This window comes from Glutamicibacter uratoxydans (assembly GCF_050753455.1).
In the GTDB taxonomy this organism is placed as follows: Bacteria; Actinomycetota; Actinomycetes; order Actinomycetales; family Micrococcaceae; genus Glutamicibacter; species Glutamicibacter uratoxydans_A.
This window is the reverse complement of record NZ_CP192736.1, coordinates 3288308-3311006: the sequence shown is the minus strand read 5'-3', so window position 1 is coordinate 3311006 and position 22699 is coordinate 3288308. Positions and strand designations below refer to the sequence as shown.

Below are 22699 nucleotides of genomic sequence, written 5' to 3'. Positions count from 1 at the left end.
GGTGCCTTGAGCACGACGGATTAATAGGATGCGGTTGGCGAGGTGCGGTTTGAGCCGGTCAAGTTTTTGAGACACAATATCTGATTTTTACTAACTATCCTCAAGCCGCTTCAGCTTCAGAATGCTTCAACTCATACGCGTCTAACGCCATCTGAGGCGTCAAGCCACCATTGCTCGTATGCGGACGCTTCCGGTTGTACCAAACCTCAATGAACTCCATTACCGCAGTCCTCGCAGCTGAGCTGGTCAAGTTCTTGAGACACGATCTTTGATCTTTTCTAAATATTCTCAAGCCCTCTCGGTCAGGCTGTAAGTGAGTCACTAAGGGACCCACCACTGACCAGAAGGAAACACCATGAGTACTGTCGGTATCACCCGTGAAGAAATCAGAGAATACGTCCACCAATACAACCTGCAGCCTCACGGCACCCGGACCGCGTGGCTGCAACAGCAGCCCTTCGCCAGAGCCACGTTCTACCGATGGAACAAGATGGTCTTCGAAGGAGACCTCGACCGCAACTTTGTTCCACGAGATCATGGAAGCATGAGTACCAGCCCGAGCCAGCGATCAGCTTTCGAACAAGCACGCGCCAAAGAACAAGCAGCATACGAAGCCGAGCTGAAAGCGCTACGTGAACGCGTCCAGCAGCTCGAAGGGACCAACGAAGCCTTGGGAAAAGCTAACGGGCTCTTGCACAAGCTGAACGAACAAGAGCCCGCCGCATCGATGACGAACGAGCACAAGAATTCATCGCCACGGAAAACGAGCTGATCCACGCACTAACTAGTTTTACCGGTTCTCAACGCCACGCCCTGAAGATCACTGGTCTTTCCCGTTCGACTTGGCACTACCGCAGTAACCCACGCCCCAAGACCACGAACCCTATCCACCAGGCCGACCGTGCCTACTCCACCAGGATCAGTCCCGCTGACCGGGACAGCATCCAAGAGCGTATTCTTGCCGGCTGGACGGAAGGTAACTCGGTGGACCATGCCTTCGCCACAGCTTGGGATGAAGGCCTGATGCTCGCTTCACGACGCGCGTGGTGGCGTATCGCTGCCGAGATTGAAGAGCAGATGCTCCGACCGAAGGTGCCCACGCGTAAACAGAACCGTCAACTACGTGGGCAGAAGCCTGTCCTAAAAGCTACAGGTCCGGGACAGGTCTGGTCGTGGGATATTACCGACTTGTATTCGCCATACAAGAACAAGGTGTTTAAGGCGTATTCGATCATTGATACTTTCTCCCGACAGATCGTCGGGTACCGAGTGGAAGAACGCGAAGCGGATCACCTGGCCGTGGACATGTTCCAGGATGCCTTCACAGGCTATGGCGTGCCGCAAGTGGTACACGCCGACTCGGGGGCGGCAATGAAATCCAATGCCATGAAAGACACGTTGGAGGCCAAGGGCGTTGAGCTAAGCCATAACAGGCCCTACGTATCGAATGACAACCCATTTTCGGAGTCCGGGTTCCGGACGATGAAGTATCGTCCTGGTTATCCCAAAGTGTTCTCCACTCTTGAGGATGCGCGAGCCTATTTAGATGGGTACGTGCCGTGGTACAACCGGCAGCATAAGCATTCTGGGATTGCTTTGTTCTCTCCGGAACAGGTCCATGATGGGTCATGGGAGCAGGTTTGGCAGGTGCGGCAGCAGGCTTTGGAAGATTATTACCGGAAGCATCCAGCACGTTTTCACCAGCGTCCGGTGACGCCTGCGCCTGCGGGAATCGTGGGGATTAACCTGCCCTCAGAAGATACAAGGGCTGCGTTGCAGGCTGCTTAGTGACTCCACACAGCTTGACATTTTTCGTCCGCGCTGCCACCCTGCTGGTGAACGCTCGGTGATGATACATTTCGTTCTTGATCGTCGAGAAGGTTGACTCGGCGACGGAATTATCCCAGCACACCCCGGTGCGCCCCATCGACTGCCGCACGCGGTGGGCAGCGCACCATGCCTGGAACGCGTCCGAGGTGTACTGCGTGCCCCGGTCCGAGTGGAACACGCTGCCAGGCTGGATAAAGCCCCGCGACGCGGAAAGCTCCATCGCGTCAATGACCAGCTGAGTTTGCATGTTCTCGCCCATTGACCAGCCCACGATCTGACGCGAATACAAATCGATGACCGTCGCTAAATACAACCAGCCTTCGCCGGTGCGCAGGTAGGTGATATCGCCAACCAGTTTCGCCCCAGGACGGCAAGAGCGGAAGTCGCGCCGGCCGAGCTTATCGACCATGTGGTTCTTGATATGCGCCGTCCGGGCCTGGTGGTCACGCACTGTCGTGGTCTTGAACGCGCTCATCCGCTCTGCCTAAATTCCCAGGTCTTTCATGATCGAGAGCACCGTGGACTTCGGGATCTGCATGTTCTGGTTGTTGCGGAGCAGGTCCACCAGTTGGCCGGCCCCAGCAACCTGGTTGGATGCTTCGAACTCGGTATGGACCAGTTCGGTGCGGCGCATGCGCAGTGCTTTGGCCTCGCTCAGCTCCTCGCAAGGGTTCAGCCACCTGTAATAGGATGCCCTGGATACCTGCAGTTTCTGGCACATCCAGTTCACCGGGTACTGGCCGGTATGGGCTTTGATGAAGTTGAAGATTGCGCTTCTTTCTTGCTGTTCGAGGCGAAATAGGCGCTGACATCTTTTAAAAAGTCGTTTTCCCGTTTCACCTCCAGCAGTTCCTGACGCAGCTTCTCGTACTGGGCCCATTCCACTGGTCCGCGTTCCTCGGTTTCCGCTTCGGGGTGCTCGGTGCGGTAAGCGCGGACCCAGTTGCCCAGGGTCCCTTCGTTGATACCCAGAGAGGCTGCGACCTCGACCAGGCTCTTCTGGGAGGAGATCACTAGTTCGACTGCTTCGGCGCGGAACTCCGGGGTGAACTTCTGAAGTTTGGACATGCACTCATTCTCCTACGAGCGCGTGTCTCACAACATCATGACAGCTCATGTCGGTAAAGGCTGCTTCGAAGGCCTGTGCAGTGTCTTTGGTGACATCGATTCGATTAGTAATGACAAACATGAAGTGAGCCTTTCTGGGCGGATCTTGAGCCGAATATTTTTCTGACACTCTGTCACTTAAATTTACACCTTCAAGCGGCAGGTCGCATACGTGATAGTCATTAAATTTTGCCCAGTCTGCCGAGAAAGCTTGCGGGTAGTTTAAGGGGGAAAGTGTTTGTTAGGACTTGTTTCCGATATGGCGGAGCATCACATTGAGATGACGGTGCACGGCATCGAGGTCTGCGCCTTGATCGGCCATTTGCCCTGCGGCGTGGATGACCGACATGACCAGATTGGCGATTGCCGGCGGATCTTCGACTTCCAATGCTTCGAGCGCGCCCAGCAAGGGTAGTTGCGCTGAAATGTGCATTTGCTCGGCTTGGTCATCCAGTGGTCCATCGGGGGTGAACGATGCCAGAGCGGTGCCCACAGCGTGACCGCCCTCGGCTACTTGATCGACACACGCATAGGCGTAGGCGAGTACAGCATCCTGAGGGGTTGCTGCGCTGTTGACCGCTTCGGTGATGCGGGCAATCCACCGGGGGTAAACTTCCCGGGCAGCGGCGCGTAGGAGTTCCTGTGGCGACTTGTAGTACTGGTAGATTGCGGTTCGGGATATGCCAGCCCGCTTGGCGACCTCTGCAAGGGTGGGGGGAGCTTGGGTCTCATGCAGGAGTGCGAAGGTGGCCTCCATGATGCCGCGTTCTTGTTGTGCCCTATGCTCCGCGACGGTAGGAGCGTTAATTCGTGGCATATTTTCTTTTCTCACTCCAATACGGGTTCGACTCTCAGGTTATCGGAAAACTCTGAAGGCGGTAGGCACGTTTCACGCCCACCGCCTTCGGTGCAGAAAAATCTAGCCTCTGGTCAATTTTCCGTCATTCATTTTGTAAATGGCATCGCAGTGATCGAGCATTCCGTGATCATGGGTAACCATGACCGTGGCGACTCCCATGTCGCGCGCGCGCTGAGCCAGGAGACTAACTACTTCGTGACTGCGTGCGCTGTCCAAGGCTGCGGTCGGTTCGTCCAGGAGCATCACCGCTGGCTTGGTAACCAAGGCGCGGGCTATGCCCACGCGCTGTCGCTCACCGCCGGAGAGCTGGCCCGGGCGGTGCTTGGCCCGGTGGGACATGCCTACGGCATCCAGCAGAGGTATGGGGTCGAAGTTGCGTGGCCCCTTGGCCAGCAAGTTGACCATGCGTAACTGGTCTGCGGCATTCAGTGAGGGAATGAGGTTGCCGGACTGGAAAACAAAGCCGACATCCTGCAGACGGTGCTTTGCTCGCTGCTTAGCAGTGAGGGTTGTGAGTTCTTGGCCACGCAGACGAACGGAGCCGGTATCGGGTAGGGATAGTGCTCCGGCGACGGCGAGCAGGGAGGACTTTCCTGATCCGGAAGGCCCGACGATCGCTACGAATTCACCATCTTCTACGTGGAGGTTGACATGGTCGAGGACTCGTACCTTTTGCGCACCATCCCCGAGCTCCAGATTGACGTCGGTGAGAGCAAGGCCTGAGCCCTGGTTCGAAATATTGTTGGCAGGGATATCTTGGGTTTGCTGGCTCATCGGTTTCCTCCGAGTGCGGTCAGTGGGTCAATGCGGGCGATGCGGATAATGGAGATGACGGCACCGATCAGACCCAGAATGATGGTCAGCATGGCGGCGATGGCGATTGGCCCACCTTCTAAGGCAAAAGGCATCCCAGCGGGCATTGCGGCACCCAATCCGAGGCCTGCGCCGATTCCGATGGCAGTGAAGAGCACCAGCAACAAGGCCGCCTGAGTAACTCCGTCACGCAGTAGGTAGCGCACGGGAGCGCCAATGGCGCGCAGCACCGCGATTTCCTGTTTGCGCTGGATGGTCCACACCGAGAAGAACGCACCGACAACCAGGGCGCAGATGGCGTAGAGGAAGACCTGGATCATGCTCAACGTCATGGTTTCAGCCTCGTATCCCGGAGAGGCATTGAAGGACTCGGCCAGGGTCTTGCTGCTGGTGTCGGCTGCGGCGTCGCCGGCGACCAGATCCACGGAAGCTCCATCGGCGTATTTCAGCGCAACGACGCTGCTGTAATCAAAGTCGAGTCTGTCGAGATCCTGCTGCGTAGGTTTGCCTGCAGGTGCTTGCCCAGCGGCCAGCAACTGCCAGGTTCCCAATGGTGCATAAGCAACGTCAACGTGCCCGAAGGTCGCCTGGCCTTCGGTGAACCCGATGACAGTGAGTTCGGTATCTACGCGGTCCAAAGTCAGGACGGTGCCGATTTCCACTCCGTCTTCACGCATGGTTTCGGACACGACGATGCCGTCGATGTCTCCTAATTGCTTGCCATCAGAGACATCCGGAGCGAGGAACGAGTCGGGTGCAACACCAAATACTGCAATGTCCACCTGGGTTCCGTCATCGGTAATGGCGTTCATCATGGAGCTTCCCATGGGGGTGGCCTGTTCAATCCCTGGCTGTTCGGACCAAGCATCCACCTGCTCTTGTTCAACGACAGAGCGTGAGAAAGCATTGTCCGTTTTGGTTCCCTCGTCAAAAGCGAACGCGGAAACCGGCATGGACTTCAAGCCCGAAACGCCATCGTTGACGAGACCTGAAGAAAGACCGGAAAGAATGACAGTGAGTACTGCAATGAGCGCGATGACCGCTCCCATGAGACTGAAACGCCCCCTGGCGAAGGACAGCTCTCTTAGCGCGAGAAACATGCTAGTTAGACCTTAAGTATAGAATCAGAAATTTACTGACATGTGTCAGAAACATGCTGACAGTCTGTCATAATGAGATCGGTTGAGGCAATCTCCAACGGTGGATTGTGCCAGATCTCCCATTGATGTGATCCGATACCTGTCCTGACAGGCTGTCGAGAAAATGTTATACGATTTGTAGTATGGATATTCTTCATTCTCTACTTGTCTTTCTTCACATCTTCGGTGCCGCAGCTCTCTTGGGTGGGTGGCTTGCGAATTTCAAGACTCCCATGGTCGGTTTCTGGCAGCATGCTGGAGCGTGGATCCAGCTAACGACGGGTGTATTGCTGGTCGGCTTGGCGGAAATGACCGCCGCCGACGACGGCTCAGGCATCAACCATATGAAAATTGGAGTGAAGCTGGTGGTTCTTCTGGCCATCATCGTGTCGGCTGTGATTGGCCGCCGAAAGACCAAGCGAGAAGGATCCGCTTCTGTTGGCCTTGCGCATGCTGTTGGGGGCCTCACGTTGGTCAATGTTGCCCTGGCCGTTTTCTGGTAAACATGTAGGGCTGTAGGCGAATTCAACAATTAGCTCGTTGGAGATGCGAGGTGAAGACCTTGGAAGTCACGAGCTCTAACGCGTCGCTCTTAAAGCTCTCGAAAATATCATCCTGAATCAGCTCGGAACACTGCCTGATGGCGAAGTGGTGTTCCGAGCTGATTGTGTACTGGTTGGTGGAAGCCGTGTAGCAAATTCTGCTCAAGTAATGGCTGAGGTGGACTGCGGGCGTATCTCTTAGTGCCTGGTCGACGTACTGGGGTGCACGTCAAGCTTTTCATCGATCTTAGCAACCGTCATGGCTCGTTGCTTGTTTCGATCCCGCTTCCCGAGAAGCTGGTGTTGCTGTTTTAGAGCGGGGTTTTCGAGTCTGATCCCCAGTCATTACAGCCATTTCATATGACCGATGCCACCCTTTTTAGTGAGTTCATCCTGTCGGATTTGAGCACTTAGCTGCGGGTGGAGACTCTGCATGTCCGAGGAGGTTTCCCATGGGCCAAAATGTATTAATTCTCGTAGCTTGGTCATTGTTTCGACGCATAGTTTGAGGCACGGAGTTTTGCGACGAAATGGCCGTGGAAGTCTGTTGAGTTTTCAACTGTCGGCGTTATCCGATCAAGCCATCGGGCGACTGTGTCATAAACGACCGTTTTTGGTGTCCCGAATGAGGAACCTCTAAGGGCCATGTCTCAATTCTTGCGAGGTAAACTCACACTATGTCCGAGACTGACCTCTAGTTGGAATTGAATCCCGCGCCTGGCACCGTGGTGGAGCTAGTCAAAAAAATGGTCGACGAGCCTTGGCCACGGTCTGATCAAGAACGCGAAAATCTATTCGCGCGTCTTGGATTCATATCAGGGGGCCGGTACGAGCTAGAGAACGAAGAATCACCCCACCAGATGAATGAGCTGGATATATGTGTCGGTGGACAAGTGCTTGGTTCATGGGACACGTATAACCGTGAGTTCCTAGGTGTAACAATCCACCTCTACAGCACTCAAGAATCCGGTGCACCAGCAGTTCAAAGCGGATTCAACGAACTACGTATCCAACTCACCGAACTCTTTGGAAAACCAGAACACCCGTGGGAGAACGAAGAGACGCCACCCTGCATTTGGGAGGCCAACGGCCGGACGATCACTACGCACCTCTTTAACCGTCGGGACAGCACTGTGATGCTGAGCGTAGAAGATACAGCTTTAGCTGCCGTTGCAGAGGCTGATGCAATTTCCGGCTGAGCAATTGTCGTTTTCCAAAGTCGTCTCCACTGAGATCGGATGACCGCCAGCGGAACCCTATCTGGGATCGCGTTAGCAGACCTCTACCACCAGCGCGCACGTACCTATTTATTCCACAGTCTCATGAACCGGTTGCGTAGTCGATCAAGCCATATTGCGGCCTCGGGTTCCTGCCGACGCCACCTGGATCGCGCGATGAACCTTTCCGCGTCTATTAGCGCGGTATCGTACTGGACACGGTTGAATACCAATAGCTGAGGGAAGAGTGATTCTGGATCGTTAGCATCGGGCTCGTCGTCGTTTTCATCGGTATCTCCGGCCCAGTGAGGTCGTCTCCAGGTGACTGTGTCGGCTGCCATCTCGACATCGATCGCAAGATTGCCGCAATCCATATCGCCGCACGCCCCGCGATAATAAGTCAACCATTGGTGTACCGCTGCGCGCGAGAAACGGCGTGCAAACGGAGAACCCCCCCCCATTGTCGTTGAATATCGACTATATCGATGACCGCGGTCCCGTCGATGACAAGGTCCACGGCTTGATCAGCGGAGTTCCATCGCGCCATGATCGATGATACGGGGATGCATGGCGTGTCCATTTCGCCAGTATGGCACAGTCCGAATCATGGTAATCGCTGAAGCGCGCCCCGCGCTTTATTCGAACCTACAAGCGTTTTCTTTCGCACCTGCAACAGTCACACCGTCCCGTAGGGGTCTTGGTTGGGTCCTTTTGAGCAGTCCAGCAGCTATGCGATAGCTAACTGATTCTCTAAAACCCATTCATCCCAAAACCGGGACGGCGTCAACCCATCCAAGGAACCATGGGGACGTTCCTGATTGTAAATGTCCTTCCATTCATCAGCCAAATACTTCGCCTCCACCATGGTGTCCATGATTTCCCCTGAGAGCTGGCTCGTCCTTTGGTGGGCTGGCCGCCCTGCACGCCGTTATCCACCACCCCGATCTCATGGCCAAGGCGCTCGCCCAGTCACCTTCCCTGTGGCACACCGATCTCACTGAGGAACTGTGTGAGATTGATCCGCGAGTACAGCTCAGGATGCAAGCAGGACGCTATGAAACTGCAATCTTTGACGCGTGCGAACGTACGTTGCGCATGCTGGAAAGTCGTGAGGCATTGGGGCGGATACATTTTCAGCCAGTATCCGGTGGGCACGATTGGGCCTGGTGGGCTCCACGACTTTTGAGCGGTTTGAAGGAATTCTTTCCGGGCAAACTGCTTGAAGTCAGTGACCATGCCGCAGCACGTGGTGACAGTCCGCGCTGAGTATATGGATGTCGCGACGCTAGGAGAGCTGCCGGATTCCTCGGTGGGTTCTCTATTTACGCGGTGCGGCGGAGCATCACTACCACGTCATCGATCGTGGTCGGCTGCCCCTCCGGACCGGTCACCGTGCGCTGCAGGGTATAGGCTTGCAGAATTTCGAAGCCGGTGACCGGAACTCCGAGGGATTTCAATTCCCCGTCCACCGTGACTAGGTTAGGCCCGTGGCCTTGCGCATGCTCATGCCCCGTTTGATGTTTGGGTGCTTTGGCTGATGCGGGGTGGCTACCATGCGAGAGCAGAACCAAGTGTCCGCCGACAGCTACGCGATTCAAAGCCCCACGAAGAATTCGATCCCGTTGGAACTCGAAGGGTGCATGGAAGAAACTAAGCGTGACAAGATCGAAGTCTCGCTGATCATCCCAAGATTCCAGATCGGCCACGAGGAACTCAGCAACCCCTGACCCCTCGGGCAAATGCGTTGCTGTGCTGCGGGCACGCGTAATGGCGGTCTGTGAAATATCCACCCCGGTGGCATGCCAGCCACGCGAGGCGAGCCAGAGCACATCGCCGCCCTCACCGCATCCCAAGTCTAAAGAGCGACCGACCGGCAAAGGTTCCAGAATGGTTTCCAACGTCGAATTCACTTTGCCTGACCACACTTGGTCGGCCTGGCCGTAATGGTTTTCCCAAAATTCTTTGCCCTGCAATTGTGTTTCGGCGGATGAGTCCACGGTTTCCTCCCCAATCAGATACGCTCGCTCTTCCGAGCCTAAGCGCTCAGAGAGTCAAACCACCCACGTTTTGCCGTTCGCGCAATAACTAGAGGCAGGACACGCTCGGGTGAGCTCACCATTGATCGGCACGCTGGTTTGCCAAGGTGATCAGCTCGCGAAGTACATCAAGATCGATGTCTTCGAGTTTCTTGACGTACAGGCACCCGGCACCTTCGGTGTATTGACCCAAACGAGGTAGCAAAGCGGTAGCTTGGCCGCTGTCCTTCAACCCGTACAAGGACAGTTGCGTTTTGCGAGGAGAAAACCCAGACTTCGGCCAGATGCCGCGTGTTCGCGGATTCGCAGGTGAGACATAACGGTACTGGCCATACCCCACGATCGAGGCTCCCCACATTACTGGGCTTTCGCCGGTGGCCTCACGGAAAATGTGCTCAAGTTGCTGACCATCTGTGCGCCGTTTCAATGGGGTGGCCGAGGCGATGAAATCGGCCACGCTGGCCGTGGTGGGCAAGGTTTTCTGGGTGCTCATGGAGCTATTCTGAACGCTGAGGTGATCCGTGGCAAGATGGCTTAGCTGACCGTATTTGGTGGGGTGCTCATGAACGTTGTACTGAGCCGGCGATATTGTTTAGTGCTCATAGCCACCAGCGCGACCAGCACCATCGTCAACCCGCCGGCTAAGAAAACCAAGGCGATCCCGCGGGCATCACCCTGACCGAGTAACCATCGAAAGTTTGCTTCTCCTTCGGGGCTGCGCAGATACGGGATGATTCCGTACTGAGCGATGGGCGCAATAATGAAAGCGGTAAGTGGCGCAGCTGAGGCTTCAAGCATTTGGGCGAAGCCAAAGACACGCCCTTGCCTGCGGTAAGGGACAACCTTTTGGATTACGGTTTGTTCGGCAGCTTCGACGGCAGGTATCAGTGCCATATAGAGCCAGATACCCAGAATGTAGAGCCAGACCCATTCGCGAATGGTGAAGAGCGCACCGAGTGCACCCATGAAGACGACGCAGATCAGCAAAGTTCGGATCGGGTTGCTTCCTAAACCGAATTTAGCGATGAGCGCACCGCCCAGAATAAACCCTGTCGAAGCTAAACCAAAAGTGATGCCCCACGCTTCCACCGACATAATGCTTAGCCCGTAGGGATCCATCAATGCCATATATACCCCGCCGATGAAGTTGTTAAACATTGAGAAAAAGATCAAGGCGATCAGACCCGGGATGGCGATTACTGCAAGGTAGCTGTTCCGGAGGTCGAAAATCTTTTGCTCACCTGGCAGCGGTTCGGGGGTGGCTTCGGGCAACTTGATGAACAGCACGTGCAGCAGGGTCGCGCTAATCAGAATCAGCGCTAAGGCTAATGTCCATCCCATGCCGAGCAAACCGATAGACAGCCCGGAAAACACGGATGTGACGATAAAAGCGATGCCTTGTACGGTACCAACCAGACCGTTGGCGTTCGCGTGGCGTTCTACCGGAACTAACAGGGTGACCGTGGTGGACAAGGCGATGCTACGCATTTGCTCGACCACGGCACCGAGGAGAACCACACCGCTAAAGAGCCAGAATTGTGGACCTCCTATGTTCAGGATGTCTTCGGTGGGAAGCCAAAGGAAAATCAATCCGGCCACGCCGAAGGCGAGGGTTGTGGATACGGAAGAGAAAACGAATATTTGCTTCTTTCGGTAGCGGTCGATCAAGGTTCCGAACACCATCGAGAAGAACGCAATCAGCAACATATAGGAGCCCCCTATGATGCCGGTGGCCATCACATTTTCGGTTTCGAGGTAGACCCAGAAGGTAAGGGCAAACCACAGGTAGCTCGTGGTTAAGTTAGCTACCGCGGTGTTGATTAATATGTTGAGGAAGGAGCTGCGGCCGGCTGCTGCCGCATCGTGAATCGGGGCTGATCCGCTCATGGCTCTACCGATCTTGTCTTGCGAAAATGCGTATGCAAAAGACTACTGGGTGCTTGGGCTGAAGTCATCGGATTGTGTATGAGAAATTGCCACAGAGAGAACCTGCACGCGCGCTGTGTATTTGGAGCTACCATTTCCGTTGAGTTTTTGGGTTGCGTAGCGTGAGAATCGCCGAAAAAGTACAGACTCTATAGGAGGCCACGGATGGCTAACGAAGAAGTCCGACAAGTAGTGCAGCTGATCCAGGATGCCCGGGTGGGGATGCTCACCAGCCACGGGGATGGCAGCTTACTGAGCAGACCATTGACGGTCATCGAAGTTACCGAGGATGGGGATCTCTGGTTTTTCTCCACGCAAAGCTCGGATGTGGTGCGAGAAGTTGAAACCGACTCTGAGGTGAATGTTTCCTTTGCGCAGAAAAAGTCTTGGGTTTCGTTGAGCGGACAGGCCCAGATCGTTCGCGAGGTAGCGAAGAAGAAAGAGCTCTGGAATCCGGTAGTGGAGGCTTTTGCCACGGATGGTCCAGAGTCACCGAATACGGTGCTAATTCATGTGGCTGCCGACTCCGCTGAATATTGGGAAAACCCCGGCGGGGTGGCCAGTTTTGTGATGAGTTGGGTGCAAGAGAAAATTGGTGGCGAGCCTCAGCGGCCCGGAACCTCGAACACGGTTGAGCTTTAGCCGAGATAACGCAGACCGGCTACCGGAGAAGGATCCATCGGTGGCCGGTCTGCGTTGCGGTTAGCTAGTCGCCGAGCTTACCGCCGAGTCGATCGCGCATTACCAAACTCGTTTCGTTCAGTCCGCGGATGGAAACCTGTTTGCCGTATTTGGCATATTTATCGATCACGGAGTCTAGGGCTGCGCTGGTAGAGGCATCCCATACATGCGAACCGGACATATCGATAATGATCTGCTTTGGATCCTGCGCGTAATCGAACTGGGTATACAGATCATTTGAAGAGGCAAAGAACAGCTGCCCGTTCACCGTATAGATCGCTACTTGCCCATCGACTCCGCCAGTGACACTGCGCGTCACGGTGACGAAATGCGCCACCCGGTTGGCGAAGAGCACCATCGCGCTCAGCACCCCTAGACCGACACCGATGGCAAGGTTATTGGTTGCCACCGTGAAGATCACGGTCACCGCCATGACGGTTGTTTCGCTCTGAGGCATCATCTTCAGGGTGGAAGGGCGGATACTATGCCAGTTAAAGGTTGTCAGGGACACAAAAATCATGACGGCGACCAACGCTGCCATAGGGATTTGCGCCACCACGTCGCCCAGTACCACAGACAAAAGCAACATGAAGATTCCGGCGAAGGCGGTTGAAATTCGGGTTCTGCCACCTGAAGCCTTCACCCCGATCATGGTCTGACCAATCATCGCGCAACCACAGATTCCACCGAAAAACCCGGTGACAATATTTGCGGCGCCTTGGCCCCAGGATTCACGGGTCTTATTCGACCCGGTGTCGGTGATGTCATCAACCAACTTAGCGGTCAACAGTGATTCGAGTAAGCCCACGAAGGCGACCGCGAGAGCATAAGGGAAGATCACTTGCAGGGTCTCGAAGGTCCACGGGATATCGGGAATCAGGAAAGTCGGCAAGGAATCTGGTAGCTCGCCTTTGTCCCCAACAGTGGGTACGGCGACTTTGACAAGGACCGTAATGAGGGTGAGTACCACGATGGCTACCAGCGGTGCAGGGATTGCTCTGGTCAGTTTAGGGAAGAAATAAATGATCGCCAACCCGAGTGCTGTCAGCGGATACACCGCCCAAGGAACGTCGATCAGCTCTGGCATTTGGGAGAGGAAAATGAGGATCGCGAGCGCGTTGACGAACCCGATCATCACCTGACGGGGGATGAAACGCATGAGCTTGGCTACGCCCAGGACCGCCAGCAGTACCTGCAAGATACCGGCAAGAATCACCGCGGCTAGGAGATAGTCCACTCCGTGGCTGCGCACCAATGGCGCCACTACCAAGGCCACTGCGCCTGCTGCTGCGGAAATCATTGCCGGGCGCCCACCGGTGAAAGCGATCACGATAGACATGGTGAATGAGGCGAAAATCCCGACTCGCGGATCTACTCCGGCGATGATTGAGAACGCGATTACTTCCGGGATGAGAGCCAGGGAGACGACTAATCCGGCAAGCAACTCGGTTTTCAGTAGGCGGGGGGAGCGTAGGGTGCGCAGTACTGACTGGCGTTCTACCGGGGTGAGGTCGGTGGCTGACATGAATTCTCCGATCACTGCCGGCACAGAAAATTTCGGCGATCTAAAAGGGGTGCAGGATCTACGCTAGCGCAGATCCTGCACGGAGAAATATTTCTGCGGGGTATGAGCCGTTCTCTCGCCCTGCAATCAACAGTCAGCTCCGGTGGAGGAGCTGACGTTGACGGGGTTACACACAGGTTGAACGAGGTTATCCACAATAACTGTGGATTACTTGTTGAAAACTGTGCGCGGTTAGAGGCCGAGCTCGCGGGCGCGATCCAAAGCGTCAACTCCATCGGCGACATCAAGTTTTCGATAGAGGCCGCGCAATTGAGTCTTAATGGTATTTTCCGATCGATACGTCGTCGCCGCGATTTGCTTGCGGGTCAGTCCTTCACGCAAGAGTGCTAAGAGTTCGTTTTCGCGTTCGGTAAGTTTGGGCAGGGTCTTGGGGGCGGGGAAAGCTTGCTGGAGCAAACGAATCCGGTCCATGGATTCTGAGTCTAGCTCCATGAGCTCGGGTACCGCTTCCCAACCGGGGATTGTAGAAAGCATCGCAAGATCCACGAGCCGGTTTTGCGTGGCGTACAGTCTCTTTAGTTCCTCGATCTGCTGATCGGAGGGGCCATGCTGATGTCGTGTAGCCATCTCTAGATACAGGTGAAGTCCGGCATAGCGCTGCGATAACGGCTTCGTCTTGGCCGCTTCTAGAAGGCTCAGCGCGCGGTCGAAGCGGCCAGCACGCAGCGCTGCCAATGCCCGGAACTCAGCGGCATGATAGTCCTCTGCTGGTTCAGATTCTTCCCAGTGGCCGGTAAGCGCCAAAACTTGGCGGGCTTGCTCAAGGTGTTCGGCCGATAGATCAGAAAGCGCGTAGACGCGTTCGTCCGCCAGACGCCGTAAAAGTAGACCATGTTCCTGTACCTGCCCGGAAAGAGCGGCTTGAAATGCGAGAAACAGGACGTGCGAAGCCCAGAACTCATCGCTATCCGGATCCTTGGGCAGGTTGCCCATAACCCGATCTAGTTCGACAGGATCAAGATCTTGTAGTGCAAGACAACCTCGGGCTAGCGTGGCACCCCGCCCAACCATCTCCCGTCCCCATGCGACCTCGGCGATAACTTCATCATGCAATGCGAGCCAATGGTCGGCCGCAGTAGGATCCTTCTGTTTGGCGCAAAGCAGCGCTAAACGCCCGGTGGCATCGGCAATCTGGAAAGCCGTGTTGCCGACCTGTGCTGCTTGGTATGCTGCGGTGTAAGCCCATTTGGCTTGGACATCGCGTCCTTCCAACTCGAGGGAAATGCCGCAGTGAAGTTCCACCGCGGAAAGTAGTTTGGGGTTAACCCGGCGCACGCTACTGACGGCTTGGGCCACAGAACGCAGACGTTCGGCTGCATCTGCCGATTCGCTATAGAGGCCCGCGAGGCGTAGATAGCTAATCTCCAGTAATCCTGCCGTGAGGGCGCGGGGGCTGGGACGCCGGTAGAGACTTGTCGTCAGTTCGCGCATCCTTTGAGCAGCACGATCGGATTCGTAGTTCGGGACGATCGACGGGAACGGCAAAACCATCCGGTCAGTACCGATCGCTGCCACAATCCGGACAGCTACCCACATATAGCTGGTTCGGTTCATGACGAACTCCGGAACCTGGCTTAGATACTTCCGTAAACCTCTGGGGTTAGTGATGAATAAGTCAATCCAACGCTCAACGAGGACGTGATCAAGCGCCTTCCAGTTGCGTCGTTGCGAGGCGTTATCCACAGCACGCTGGACACTGTGTGTATTCGCCACGGTGCGCAAACCGAGAAGTTCAAGTTCCTGAGCCACCACGGGGTCAATATCGCGCTGTTGTTCAACTAGGGCACGGCGGACTAGATGGGGCATGATCCACCCCCTAGAGGGACCGGCCTGTACAAATCCGAGATCCTGCAATTCCGCAAAACCGAAGCTGAGATTACCCAGCTGATTATAGAATTCTTCGACGCAAGGTTCATCCATAATGGGTAGGAATCCGGCTTGTCGGATGGCTTCGGCCTGGGGATGTACTGCCAGCCACCGAGCGAGTCCGGTGCGGATGATGTGGTACGCGTTCGTCGTATCCTCGGGGTTGTTGCGCATGCTTAGCGATGCGCTAGACCATCCACCAGTTTGCTCGAAAATCTTGGTGGTATCTTCTGCGGTGGAACCCAGCGTTTCCTGCAGCTCGTCATAGGTCATCAACAGATCGCACTGTCTTGCGACCACGCAGTCAAACCGGCTGGACAGTAACCATGCTGATTCCGTTGGCCCGATCAGAACCGCAAAGCGGGCTGCGGGGTCTGCGTCCATTCGTTCCTCAACCTGGCTTAACTCCCGCTGCAAGTCGAAGTTTGGGGCGGAAAGATCGAGAATTTCACCGGGATGATCCGCGAACCAACTTTGCGCAAACAAATGCCGTTCGGTGCCGCGGGCAGCAGTGATAAATAAAAGACGCGATTGGGCGTTAAAGACTTCATGAAAGCGTTTGATACTGGGGTGAAATGCTAATTGTGGTTCGTCAACGGATGACGGTTCCATCGTATATTCAAGCAAACTACTTAATCCCCCCAAGATCGTCGGAAATCCCACGTAATTCTTTGTGGCTACCGACTAGCTCATTGTCCCCAAATGACTATGGGATCATCATACTTGGTGTTATGAATTCCGCGAAGAAAATCGATGGGACCGTGCTAGAGAATGGTGTTTGGTCCGAGGTGAATAGATTACATTACAGAACTCGGATGGCAATCTGGTTCTCATATTCGTAATTCTTTGGGGGGAAAGATTTGAGCGAAATAGGCACTGAACCTAGGAAGCGGCCCTTGGGGTGTGACCCGGAAACTTTCTTGGGAAATGAAAGAACCCCGTCGCTAACGACGGGGTTCTCACGATCATCACTCGCACCCTCAAGGAGGTTGTTACCAACATTAGTGACCTTGGCTGTGATTGGGCTGGGTAGAACCCGCGTATACGCCGGTGATTGTGTGTGGGATCCAGTTTCTTAGTCGAGGAAAAGAATAAACCATTTAAACGAAGACTCTCCCGGAAATTTTCAAGGTGAGTGAGACCAGCGTGTCATTACGCGGCTAGTTGTTCGTCATTGCTCTCTTCTTCGATCGGTTCGTTGATCCACGCGGCTTCGGGCAGCCGCAACGCCTTGGGCAACCGGGGGCGACCAAACCGTTCCGGATGCGCCTGCCACGCTGCTTCCAGCGCCTGCAGCCGGGCCTGATCCACCTCGTCGGTAAGCCCGAAATGCACATCCGCCGGGGTATGGAACCCGATCCCCGAATGCCGGTGGTGATGGTTATACGCCTGAACGAATTCCTCCATGAACACCCTGGCGTCCTGCAGCGAGCCGAAGCGTTCGGGGAACACCGGCAAGTACTTCAAGGTCTTGAACAGGGCCTCCGAGTAGGGGTTGTCATTCGATACCTTGGGTCTGGAATGGGATTTGAGGACCTCCAGATCCGAGAGCAACGCGGTGACCGGTTTCGAGGTCATCGCCGGCCCACGATCCGAATGGACTACCTTGGGGATCCCGTGCATCCCGAAGATCTGCTGCATGAACTGCTCGGCCATTGTCCCGGACTCACGGGCATGGACCTCGCAGCCGACGATGAACCGCGAATAGATATCGATCATCACGTACGCGTCAAAGTAGGTGCCCTTGGCCGGGCCGGCCAACTTGGTGATATCCCAGCTGTTATGCGGATATCCGCATAATAGCTGTTATGCCGAGGTTGGTGTTATGCCGACATGGGTGGTCTTTGCCTGTGTTTATCCGGACGTTCCGCTCCGATCCTCGGCATAATCACAACGACTCCAAGAACGCCATCACCGTATCAGTGGGCTGATAGCGCGCCTGCTTGGCCAATCCAGTAGGCGCCACCTTGGCTATGGCACTCTCTTTCAAAGTCATATCGGCATGAATGTAAACGTTCGTTGTGGAGACCTGCTCATGGCCAAGCCAGAGGGCAATAACCGTGGAGTCGACACCTGCCTGCAGCAGTCTCATCGCTGCCGTGTGACGTAGCACGTGAGGGGTGACCGCTTTGTCTTTGAGGCTAGGGCAGACAAGTGCGGCCTTGGCACTGGTGACTCGCAATCGTTGTTCGACCGCGTCTCTACTCAGACGGCTGCCGGAATGGGTCGTGAAAAGCGGATCACCGGCTATTCCAGCCCGTTCTTCGATCCAATTTTTCATGACTTCCACGGTTTCCGGCAGCAACGGTGTACATCGTTCCTTCCGGCCCTTCCCTTCGCAATGCACGTGTGCGCCGGCGTCTAGGTGAAGATCCTTGACGTTCAGTCCGATCAATTCACTCACACGTAGACCGGTTTGACTTGTCAGGGTGAACATCGCGTAGTCACGGCGTCCTGTTCTGGTGTTCTGGTCACAGGATTCCAGCAGGGCCGCTGCTTCCGCGTGATCAAGCCATGCCACAATACTTCGGTTCGTTCTTGCTGTGGGGATCGCCAAAACGCGTTGGATATCTGCCGAATGTTCGGGGTGGTGAAGTGCCGCGTAGGAAAAGAGCGAATGAATGGCTGCCAACCGTGAATTGCTGGTGCGCGGACTGTTGCCTCGTGTCGTTTCCAGATAGATCAGAAAGGCGGTGACCACCGAAGCGTCCAAGTCACTGATGTCCAATTGCGAGGGGCTCTTGCCTGTCTGCTCGCGCGCGAAATTCAGCAATAGCTTGAATGTATCCCGGTAGGAACTGATCGTATTGGAACTTGCGTGCTTCTGCGTCATTAGCCTGTCAGAAAAGAAGGATTGCAATAGCGGAGCCAGAGCTGTCATGATCGTTCCTGCCCATCGGTTAGAGAAGTAGCCAGTCTCTTGGAGGCTTGAGCGAGCAGTTCGGGTACGGCGCTCAAGTACCAGTAGGTGTTCGCTGGGTCGCTGTGTCCAAGGTAGGTTGATAGCGTAGGCATCATCGCCGCCACGTCTTCGCCTTGCTCATACCAGCCCAGTAGCGTTTTCACACTGAAGGTGTGCCGCAGGTCGTGCATTTTTGGATGTTTCCTGTGTGTTTTAATTCCAGCCGCAGCATTGACTTGCCAGAAGGCTTTCAATGCGCTGTCATAACTCAAGCGCCCTTCAGCAGCGTTGATGAAGAAGGCGGCTTTGTCGCCGCCCGGACGGAACTGATAGCCCTGGCGCCATACCGTGTAGCGTTCCAAGGCCTCCATGACCGTAGGATGCATCGGAACCAAGCGAGGGTTGCGGGATTTACCGCTGCTGACCAGTAATGTTCCTGTACTCAGGTCAACGTGTTCACGGTCCAATCCCAAGGCCTCTCCGACCCTCAGACCGGTCGCAGCCAGCAACCCGAACAATGTCGTGTAAAGATGAGAGCGAACGCCATGAGACAGCTGTTCAGCTGCTTGAAGTAAGGCGAATATCTCCTCATCAGAGTAAATGTATGGTGTGACGCGCAGGGGCCGGTGGGTGAAGATCCCTCTCGGCGGGATCTGATGGGCAGGATCCACTGCGTGCATGTAAGTGGCGAATCCTCGGATGACTTGGAACCGGCGGGCTGCGCGGGCTTCTGGGTTACCCAACCCTGCATTGGATAGGCTCCGGGACCAGGCAATCGCATTTTCCACGGTGATCGTTGGTGAACCCGACTGCGTCAAGTACGCAGCATATTGGACCAGTAGGTGTTCGTTCCAAGCCAGCGTGGCACCCAATTGCCGCCGCAATCGCAGATAGTCATCGACCAATGCCTCCCAATGGCTCATGGCTGACTCTTTTCATTCGGCCATGCTTGGCAAAGAGCTCGAAGTCTGGGCAGATCGACTCGTGCGTAATTCACCGTCGTTACTGGGTTCTCGTGTCTGAGCACCTGGCTGATAGCGTCCAAGGGAACTTGGGCATTGACCATGGATTCTGCCAATGAATGCCGGAGCTTATGCGGGCCAAACGGTTCCACGTTCGCTTTCTTGCAACCCCGAACGACGACCGCCCAGACTGCAGGAGAACTAAGAATACGATAGGGCGCCTTAAGCGTGCAAAAAACCTCCGGCAGGTGTATCCCCGCAGGACGGTGCTGCAGATAGTTCACCAATGCCTCACCGATTTCCGTACTCATGGGTAGGAGCTCCGGTTTGGATCCTTTGCCGCGCACCAGTATTTCCCCGTGGCGCCAGTCAATGTCTGCAAGCCGCAGACCTGCGACTTCACCTGCACGTAATCCCAAACGCGCAAGCAGCAACAGCAACGCGAAGTCACGTTTCCCGGCAAGTGTATTTTGGTCGCAAGCACCAAGCAGGCTCCGAATCTGCTCTGCTTCGACGCCTCTAGGCAGCAGCGAAGGTACCGGTAGCCTGACGATGAGCGTCGCACCTGTCAGGTCACTGTCCAGTTCACCGGCGGTGAAGCAATATCTGAGGAAGGAGCGAAGCACGTATCCGAACTTCTTCACCGATACCGGTTGACGACTTTTGCCTTCATCCAGCGAGGCTTGGACTACCTCGGCGGCACCCAACGCCTTCAAACCCGCAGGCGGTGTGTATCGCTGAAGGAATCGGCGTATGCGAGAGGTCTGGGCTTGGATCGAAATTTCTCGAAGACGGCGTTCGGTACGCAAGTACGTCTCGAATCGTTCCAGCACTGGAGGATCAGGATCGTGATCAGGCACCATCGCGTCTTCCGTGATAACGCCCAAGCCTGCGAGGAGGTTCAACAGTGGTCGCAATGCTTGGGGAGTCAGCAGGGATGTGTACGCAGAACGACGTTCCTTGCAGAATTCTTCAATCAGTTCCCGTCTTAGATCGCCGGCAAGAAGGTTCCTGTTCCAGAGCCAGCGACTCAAATGCGCCATCAGCCGCATTTGCGCTGCTGCTGAGAAGTATGTGTAGTTTAGCCTGTTCAGCTCAGTCTCGAACTGATGAACGTAGGGTTCCAGCGAGCCAGCGACGTGTACACGGCTATCCGCGCCGATGACGACCATGATAGGGGTTCTCCTTGCTTCCAGGGATTCGAGGAAAACAAGTTGAACACGGCAAGCTGATTATGCCGAGGATCGGAGCGGAACGTCCGGATAAACACAGGCAAAGACCACCCATGTCGGCATAACACCAACCTCGGCATAACAGCTGAACACCTCGCAGGGTTGGCGGGCCACCAGTTCCGGGACCTTCCGCGCCGGATGCCTGGCCTGCCGCCGCCGCTCGGTGACCTGCCGGTTCTCCCGCAACACCCGGTACATGCTCGACACCGAACCCACGTACTCACCCTCGCTCAGCAGCGTGGCGTACACCTGCGGCGGCGCTTGGTCCACGAACCGGTCACTGTTCAGCACCTCAAGGATCGCTTCCCGTTCGGCGTGGCTGAGCTTGTTCACCGGTACCGGTCGGGCGGCCAGCTGCTGCTGCCCACTGCTACCACGCTCTGCCACTTGCCTGGCACGGTGCATGCTGGCCCGGCTGATACCCGTCAGCACCGCTGCCCGACGGGCCGGGACCTTCGCGTCCACCAACTGCCGGTAGGCACGTCTCAACGTTTCTTGCGCTTCGATTCGTCCGATTCCGCGCTCTTGGAGATCTGCTCCAAGAGCGCGTGCGCTTTTCCCATGATTTCCAAGGCGGTCTGGGTGGTTTCCAACTGCTGCTCACGGTTCGCCAGCTCGCGCTTGAGCCGGGCGATCTCCGCCTGTTCCCGACTCAGCCGGCCGATCTTCTGTCCGGCCGGTTTGCCTTCCAGGACTCCGGCGTCACGTAGCTTGCGCCATTCGGTGATCTGCGAGGAATACAACCCGTTGGATCGCAGATACGCGCCGCCTTCATTGGACTGAATGGCTTGCTCGTAGCCGGCGAGAAACTCAAGCTTCTGGGCCGGGGTGATCACCCGACGCTTCGGGGCTTCGGGGCGCGGTTCCTGGGTCATAGATCCATTCTCGGCCATCGGACGCAACGCGGTCACCGGGGCGGCTGAAGAACGGGTCTGGGTACTGGTCATCACTGGGGATTCATCCCTGATTCTCGCCCTGTCACGGGGTGAAGTTGCTGTGAAGAGCTGGTCTCACCCCATCCTGACAGACAGGGGATCGATCGCCCAACTTTTGGCCTATCACTACTTCAATCAGACTGGCATCGCGTTCTACGCGCCAGCGCAGCAGCAAGAGCACTGGTGGCGTCGAAGCGTATCAGGTGGCTGGCTGTGGGGTGATTCAGTGAATCCGGTGGATCCCACACTCACTTTGACCACCGACCCTGACGGGGGATACCGACTCAACAGGTACAAACGATTCTCTACCGGTTCGGGAGTTGGGGAGGTGATCATTGTCAACGCGGTGGTCGCGGATGGTGAGCAGGCGGGTAAAGTCCTAGCTTTTGTGCTTGAAACAGACCGGAAAGGTATTGAGCTTGTTGATGATTGGAACCATCTGGGTCAGCGACTGACCGCGTCCGGATCGGTGCGCTATTCGCAGGTTCGAGTAAATGCGGAGGATATTCTCGGTGAGCTGAGCGAGGAACCGATCTCCACCTTGCTGATTCCGGGCCTACAGTTGGCCTTCGCCCACCTATATGTGGGAATCGCCCAAGGTGCCTTGGCCAAGGGCCGTGACATCTTGCTGAACAGACAGAACTCATGGTTCCTTGCCGGGGTCGACAGCTACTCGCGAGACGTAATTTTTCAACGCACCATCGGTGAGCTGAAGGCTCGCGTTGCCGCGGCCGAAGCCTTGGCTGACAAACTGGCTCGTCGCTATGACGCGGTGATTTCCTTGGGCGGGGAGGTCACTTCCGCGCTCCGCGCCGACGTGGCGGTAGCGATCGCGGAACTAAAAGTTGTGTCCACGGAAGTGGGGCTTGAAACCGCTCATCGTATCTTCGAAATAACTGGATCCTCCTCAACCAATAACGAGGTGGGACTCGACCTGTACTGGCGCAATGTGCGCACGCACACCCTGCATGACCCAGTGGATTACAAGAAAATCGAGGTCGGCCAGTACTACTTGCACGGTGAACCGCAGCCGATCTCGCTGTACACCTAAACCGACAAACTCGTGG

Annotated in this window: 18 protein-coding genes and 5 pseudogenes; 7 read left to right on the top strand and 16 right to left on the bottom strand. The window is 55.8% G+C overall.

Annotated elements, in window-relative coordinates:
- Window positions 1-100: 100 nt before the first annotated feature.
- A pseudogene (locus ACQQZ8_RS15115) lies at window positions 101-238 on the bottom strand (IS3 family transposase); the annotation flags it as partial.
- 117 nt (window positions 239-355) lie between these two features.
- Here ACQQZ8_RS15115 and ACQQZ8_RS15110 point away from each other — a divergent pair.
- Together ACQQZ8_RS15110 and ACQQZ8_RS15105 are read left to right on the top strand one after the other, a co-directional pair.
- Window positions 356-772 carry a hypothetical protein gene (locus ACQQZ8_RS15110; protein WP_431710623.1) on the top strand — a complete coding sequence of 139 codons (417 nt, stop codon included), beginning with the start codon at window positions 356-358 and terminating at the stop codon, window positions 770-772.
- 212 nt (window positions 773-984) lie between these two features.
- Window positions 985-1788: a transposase gene (locus ACQQZ8_RS15105; protein ID WP_431710622.1), complete on the top strand. Its 804-nt coding sequence runs from the start codon at window positions 985-987 to the stop codon at window positions 1786-1788.
- Window positions 1789-1813: 25 nt separating this feature from the next.
- On the opposite strand, the pseudogene ACQQZ8_RS15100 reads toward ACQQZ8_RS15105, so the two are convergent.
- The 4 genes and pseudogenes from ACQQZ8_RS15100 to ACQQZ8_RS15085 all read right to left on the bottom strand — a co-directional run.
- Window positions 1814-2898 (bottom strand): annotated as a pseudogene (locus tag ACQQZ8_RS15100) (IS3 family transposase); the annotation flags it as partial.
- Between the two features lie 280 nt (window positions 2899-3178).
- Window positions 3179-3754: a TetR/AcrR family transcriptional regulator gene (locus tag ACQQZ8_RS15095; protein WP_431710621.1), complete on the bottom strand. Its 576-nt coding sequence runs from the start codon at window positions 3752-3754 to the stop codon at window positions 3179-3181.
- Between the two features lie 102 nt (window positions 3755-3856).
- Window positions 3857-4570 carry an ABC transporter ATP-binding protein gene (locus tag ACQQZ8_RS15090; RefSeq protein WP_431710620.1) on the bottom strand — a complete coding sequence of 238 codons (714 nt, stop codon included), beginning with the start codon at window positions 4568-4570 and terminating at the stop codon, window positions 3857-3859.
- Window positions 4567-5709 (bottom strand): ABC transporter permease, encoded by a 1143-nt coding sequence (locus ACQQZ8_RS15085; protein WP_431710619.1) that lies wholly within the window; start codon window positions 5707-5709, stop codon window positions 4567-4569. Before ACQQZ8_RS15085 ends, ACQQZ8_RS15090 begins: the two co-directional genes overlap by 4 nt.
- 182 nt (window positions 5710-5891) lie before the next feature.
- Between ACQQZ8_RS15085 and ACQQZ8_RS15080 the strand changes: the two genes are divergently transcribed.
- Window positions 5892-6251 carry a hypothetical protein gene (locus ACQQZ8_RS15080; RefSeq protein ID WP_431710618.1) on the top strand — a complete coding sequence of 120 codons (360 nt, stop codon included), beginning with the start codon at window positions 5892-5894 and terminating at the stop codon, window positions 6249-6251.
- 737 nt (window positions 6252-6988) lie between these two features.
- Window positions 6989-7489, top strand: a complete 501-nt coding sequence (locus ACQQZ8_RS15075) for a hypothetical protein (protein ID WP_431710617.1) — start codon at window positions 6989-6991, stop codon at window positions 7487-7489.
- Between the two features lie 745 nt (window positions 7490-8234).
- On the opposite strand, the pseudogene ACQQZ8_RS15070 reads toward ACQQZ8_RS15075, so the two are convergent.
- Window positions 8235-8417: pseudogene (locus ACQQZ8_RS15070) on the bottom strand (integrase core domain-containing protein); the annotation flags it as partial.
- Between the two features lie 38 nt (window positions 8418-8455).
- Here ACQQZ8_RS15070 and ACQQZ8_RS15065 point away from each other — a divergent pair.
- Window positions 8456-8773, top strand: a complete 318-nt coding sequence (locus tag ACQQZ8_RS15065) for a hypothetical protein (RefSeq protein ID WP_431710616.1) — start codon at window positions 8456-8458, stop codon at window positions 8771-8773.
- 56 nt (window positions 8774-8829) lie between these two features.
- Here ACQQZ8_RS15065 and ACQQZ8_RS15060 read toward each other — a convergent pair whose 3' ends face one another.
- From ACQQZ8_RS15060 to ACQQZ8_RS15050, 3 genes are all read right to left on the bottom strand, one after another.
- Window positions 8830-9504 carry a class I SAM-dependent methyltransferase gene (locus ACQQZ8_RS15060; RefSeq protein WP_431710615.1) on the bottom strand — a complete coding sequence of 225 codons (675 nt, stop codon included), beginning with the start codon at window positions 9502-9504 and terminating at the stop codon, window positions 8830-8832.
- 115 nt (window positions 9505-9619) lie between these two features.
- Entirely contained in the window at window positions 9620-10036 is a 417-nt protein-coding gene (locus ACQQZ8_RS15055) for a DUF1801 domain-containing protein (protein WP_431710614.1), read from the bottom strand.
- Between the two features lie 41 nt (window positions 10037-10077).
- Entirely contained in the window at window positions 10078-11430 is a 1353-nt protein-coding gene (locus ACQQZ8_RS15050) for an MFS transporter (RefSeq protein WP_431710613.1), read from the bottom strand.
- A 204-nt stretch (window positions 11431-11634) separates the two neighbouring features.
- Here ACQQZ8_RS15050 and ACQQZ8_RS15045 point away from each other — a divergent pair, with 204 nt between their 5' ends.
- On the top strand, window positions 11635-12111 hold the full coding sequence (locus tag ACQQZ8_RS15045; RefSeq protein WP_431710612.1) for a pyridoxamine 5'-phosphate oxidase family protein: 477 nt from the start codon (window positions 11635-11637) through the stop codon (window positions 12109-12111).
- A gap of 64 nt (window positions 12112-12175) precedes the next feature.
- On the opposite strand, the gene ACQQZ8_RS15040 is transcribed toward ACQQZ8_RS15045, so the two are convergent.
- From ACQQZ8_RS15040 to ACQQZ8_RS15010, 7 genes and pseudogenes are all read right to left on the bottom strand, one after another.
- Window positions 12176-13675 (bottom strand): SulP family inorganic anion transporter, encoded by a 1500-nt coding sequence (locus ACQQZ8_RS15040; RefSeq protein ID WP_431710611.1) that lies wholly within the window; start codon window positions 13673-13675, stop codon window positions 12176-12178.
- Between the two features lie 231 nt (window positions 13676-13906).
- The gene (locus tag ACQQZ8_RS15035) at window positions 13907-16213 is read right to left on the bottom strand and encodes a response regulator transcription factor (protein WP_431710610.1); all 2307 of its coding nucleotides are present in this window, start codon (window positions 16211-16213) and stop codon (window positions 13907-13909) included.
- Between the two features lie 540 nt (window positions 16214-16753).
- Window positions 16754-17380 (bottom strand): annotated as a pseudogene (locus tag ACQQZ8_RS15030) (transposase); the annotation flags it as partial.
- 109 nt (window positions 17381-17489) lie between these two features.
- Window positions 17490-18482: a tyrosine-type recombinase/integrase gene (locus ACQQZ8_RS15025; protein ID WP_431710609.1), complete on the bottom strand. Its 993-nt coding sequence runs from the start codon at window positions 18480-18482 to the stop codon at window positions 17490-17492.
- Window positions 18479-19426, bottom strand: a complete 948-nt coding sequence (locus tag ACQQZ8_RS15020; protein ID WP_431710608.1) for a tyrosine-type recombinase/integrase — start codon at window positions 19424-19426, stop codon at window positions 18479-18481. Before ACQQZ8_RS15020 ends, ACQQZ8_RS15025 begins: the two co-directional genes overlap by 4 nt.
- The gene (locus ACQQZ8_RS15015) at window positions 19423-20637 is read right to left on the bottom strand and encodes a tyrosine-type recombinase/integrase (RefSeq protein ID WP_431710607.1); all 1215 of its coding nucleotides are present in this window, start codon (window positions 20635-20637) and stop codon (window positions 19423-19425) included. Before ACQQZ8_RS15015 ends, ACQQZ8_RS15020 begins: the two co-directional genes overlap by 4 nt.
- Window positions 20638-20781: 144 nt before the next feature.
- Window positions 20782-21590 (bottom strand): annotated as a pseudogene (locus ACQQZ8_RS15010) (IS3-like element ISAar44 family transposase); the annotation flags it as partial.
- On the opposite strand from ACQQZ8_RS15010, the gene ACQQZ8_RS15005 reads away from it, so the two are divergent.
- Window positions 21526-22683 (top strand): acyl-CoA dehydrogenase family protein, encoded by a 1158-nt coding sequence (locus tag ACQQZ8_RS15005; protein ID WP_431710606.1) that lies wholly within the window; start codon window positions 21526-21528, stop codon window positions 22681-22683. The pseudogene ACQQZ8_RS15010 and the gene ACQQZ8_RS15005 sit on opposite strands and share 65 nt — an antisense overlap.
- Window positions 22684-22699: the final 16 nt, after the last annotated feature.

What these genes read in the sequence shown, in the direction of transcription:
- ACQQZ8_RS15090 (WP_431710620.1), bottom strand. Translation starts at nt 4,570, where the DNA reads ATGAGCCAGCAAACCCAAGATATCCCTGCCAACAATATTTCGAACCAG.
- ACQQZ8_RS15080 (WP_431710618.1), top strand. Translation starts at nt 5,892, where the DNA reads ATGGATATTCTTCATTCTCTACTTGTCTTTCTTCACATCTTCGGTGCC.
- ACQQZ8_RS15040 (WP_431710611.1), bottom strand. Translation starts at nt 13,675, where the DNA reads ATGTCAGCCACCGACCTCACCCCGGTAGAACGCCAGTCAGTACTGCGC.
- ACQQZ8_RS15055 (WP_431710614.1), bottom strand. Translation starts at nt 10,036, where the DNA reads ATGAGCACCCAGAAAACCTTGCCCACCACGGCCAGCGTGGCCGATTTC.
- ACQQZ8_RS15020 (WP_431710608.1), bottom strand. Translation starts at nt 19,426, where the DNA reads ATGAGCCATTGGGAGGCATTGGTCGATGACTATCTGCGATTGCGGCGG.
- ACQQZ8_RS15065 (WP_431710616.1), top strand. Translation starts at nt 8,456, where the DNA reads ATGGCCAAGGCGCTCGCCCAGTCACCTTCCCTGTGGCACACCGATCTC.
- ACQQZ8_RS15110 (WP_431710623.1), top strand. Translation starts at nt 356, where the DNA reads ATGAGTACTGTCGGTATCACCCGTGAAGAAATCAGAGAATACGTCCAC.
- ACQQZ8_RS15015 (WP_431710607.1), bottom strand. Translation starts at nt 20,637, where the DNA reads ATGGTCGTCATCGGCGCGGATAGCCGTGTACACGTCGCTGGCTCGCTG.
- ACQQZ8_RS15025 (WP_431710609.1), bottom strand. Translation starts at nt 18,482, where the DNA reads ATGACAGCTCTGGCTCCGCTATTGCAATCCTTCTTTTCTGACAGGCTA.
- ACQQZ8_RS15045 (WP_431710612.1), top strand. Translation starts at nt 11,635, where the DNA reads ATGGCTAACGAAGAAGTCCGACAAGTAGTGCAGCTGATCCAGGATGCC.
- ACQQZ8_RS15095 (WP_431710621.1), bottom strand. Translation starts at nt 3,754, where the DNA reads ATGCCACGAATTAACGCTCCTACCGTCGCGGAGCATAGGGCACAACAA.
- ACQQZ8_RS15085 (WP_431710619.1), bottom strand. Translation starts at nt 5,709, where the DNA reads ATGTTTCTCGCGCTAAGAGAGCTGTCCTTCGCCAGGGGGCGTTTCAGT.
- ACQQZ8_RS15035 (WP_431710610.1), bottom strand. Translation starts at nt 16,213, where the DNA reads ATGGAACCGTCATCCGTTGACGAACCACAATTAGCATTTCACCCCAGT.
- ACQQZ8_RS15050 (WP_431710613.1), bottom strand. Translation starts at nt 11,430, where the DNA reads ATGAGCGGATCAGCCCCGATTCACGATGCGGCAGCAGCCGGCCGCAGC.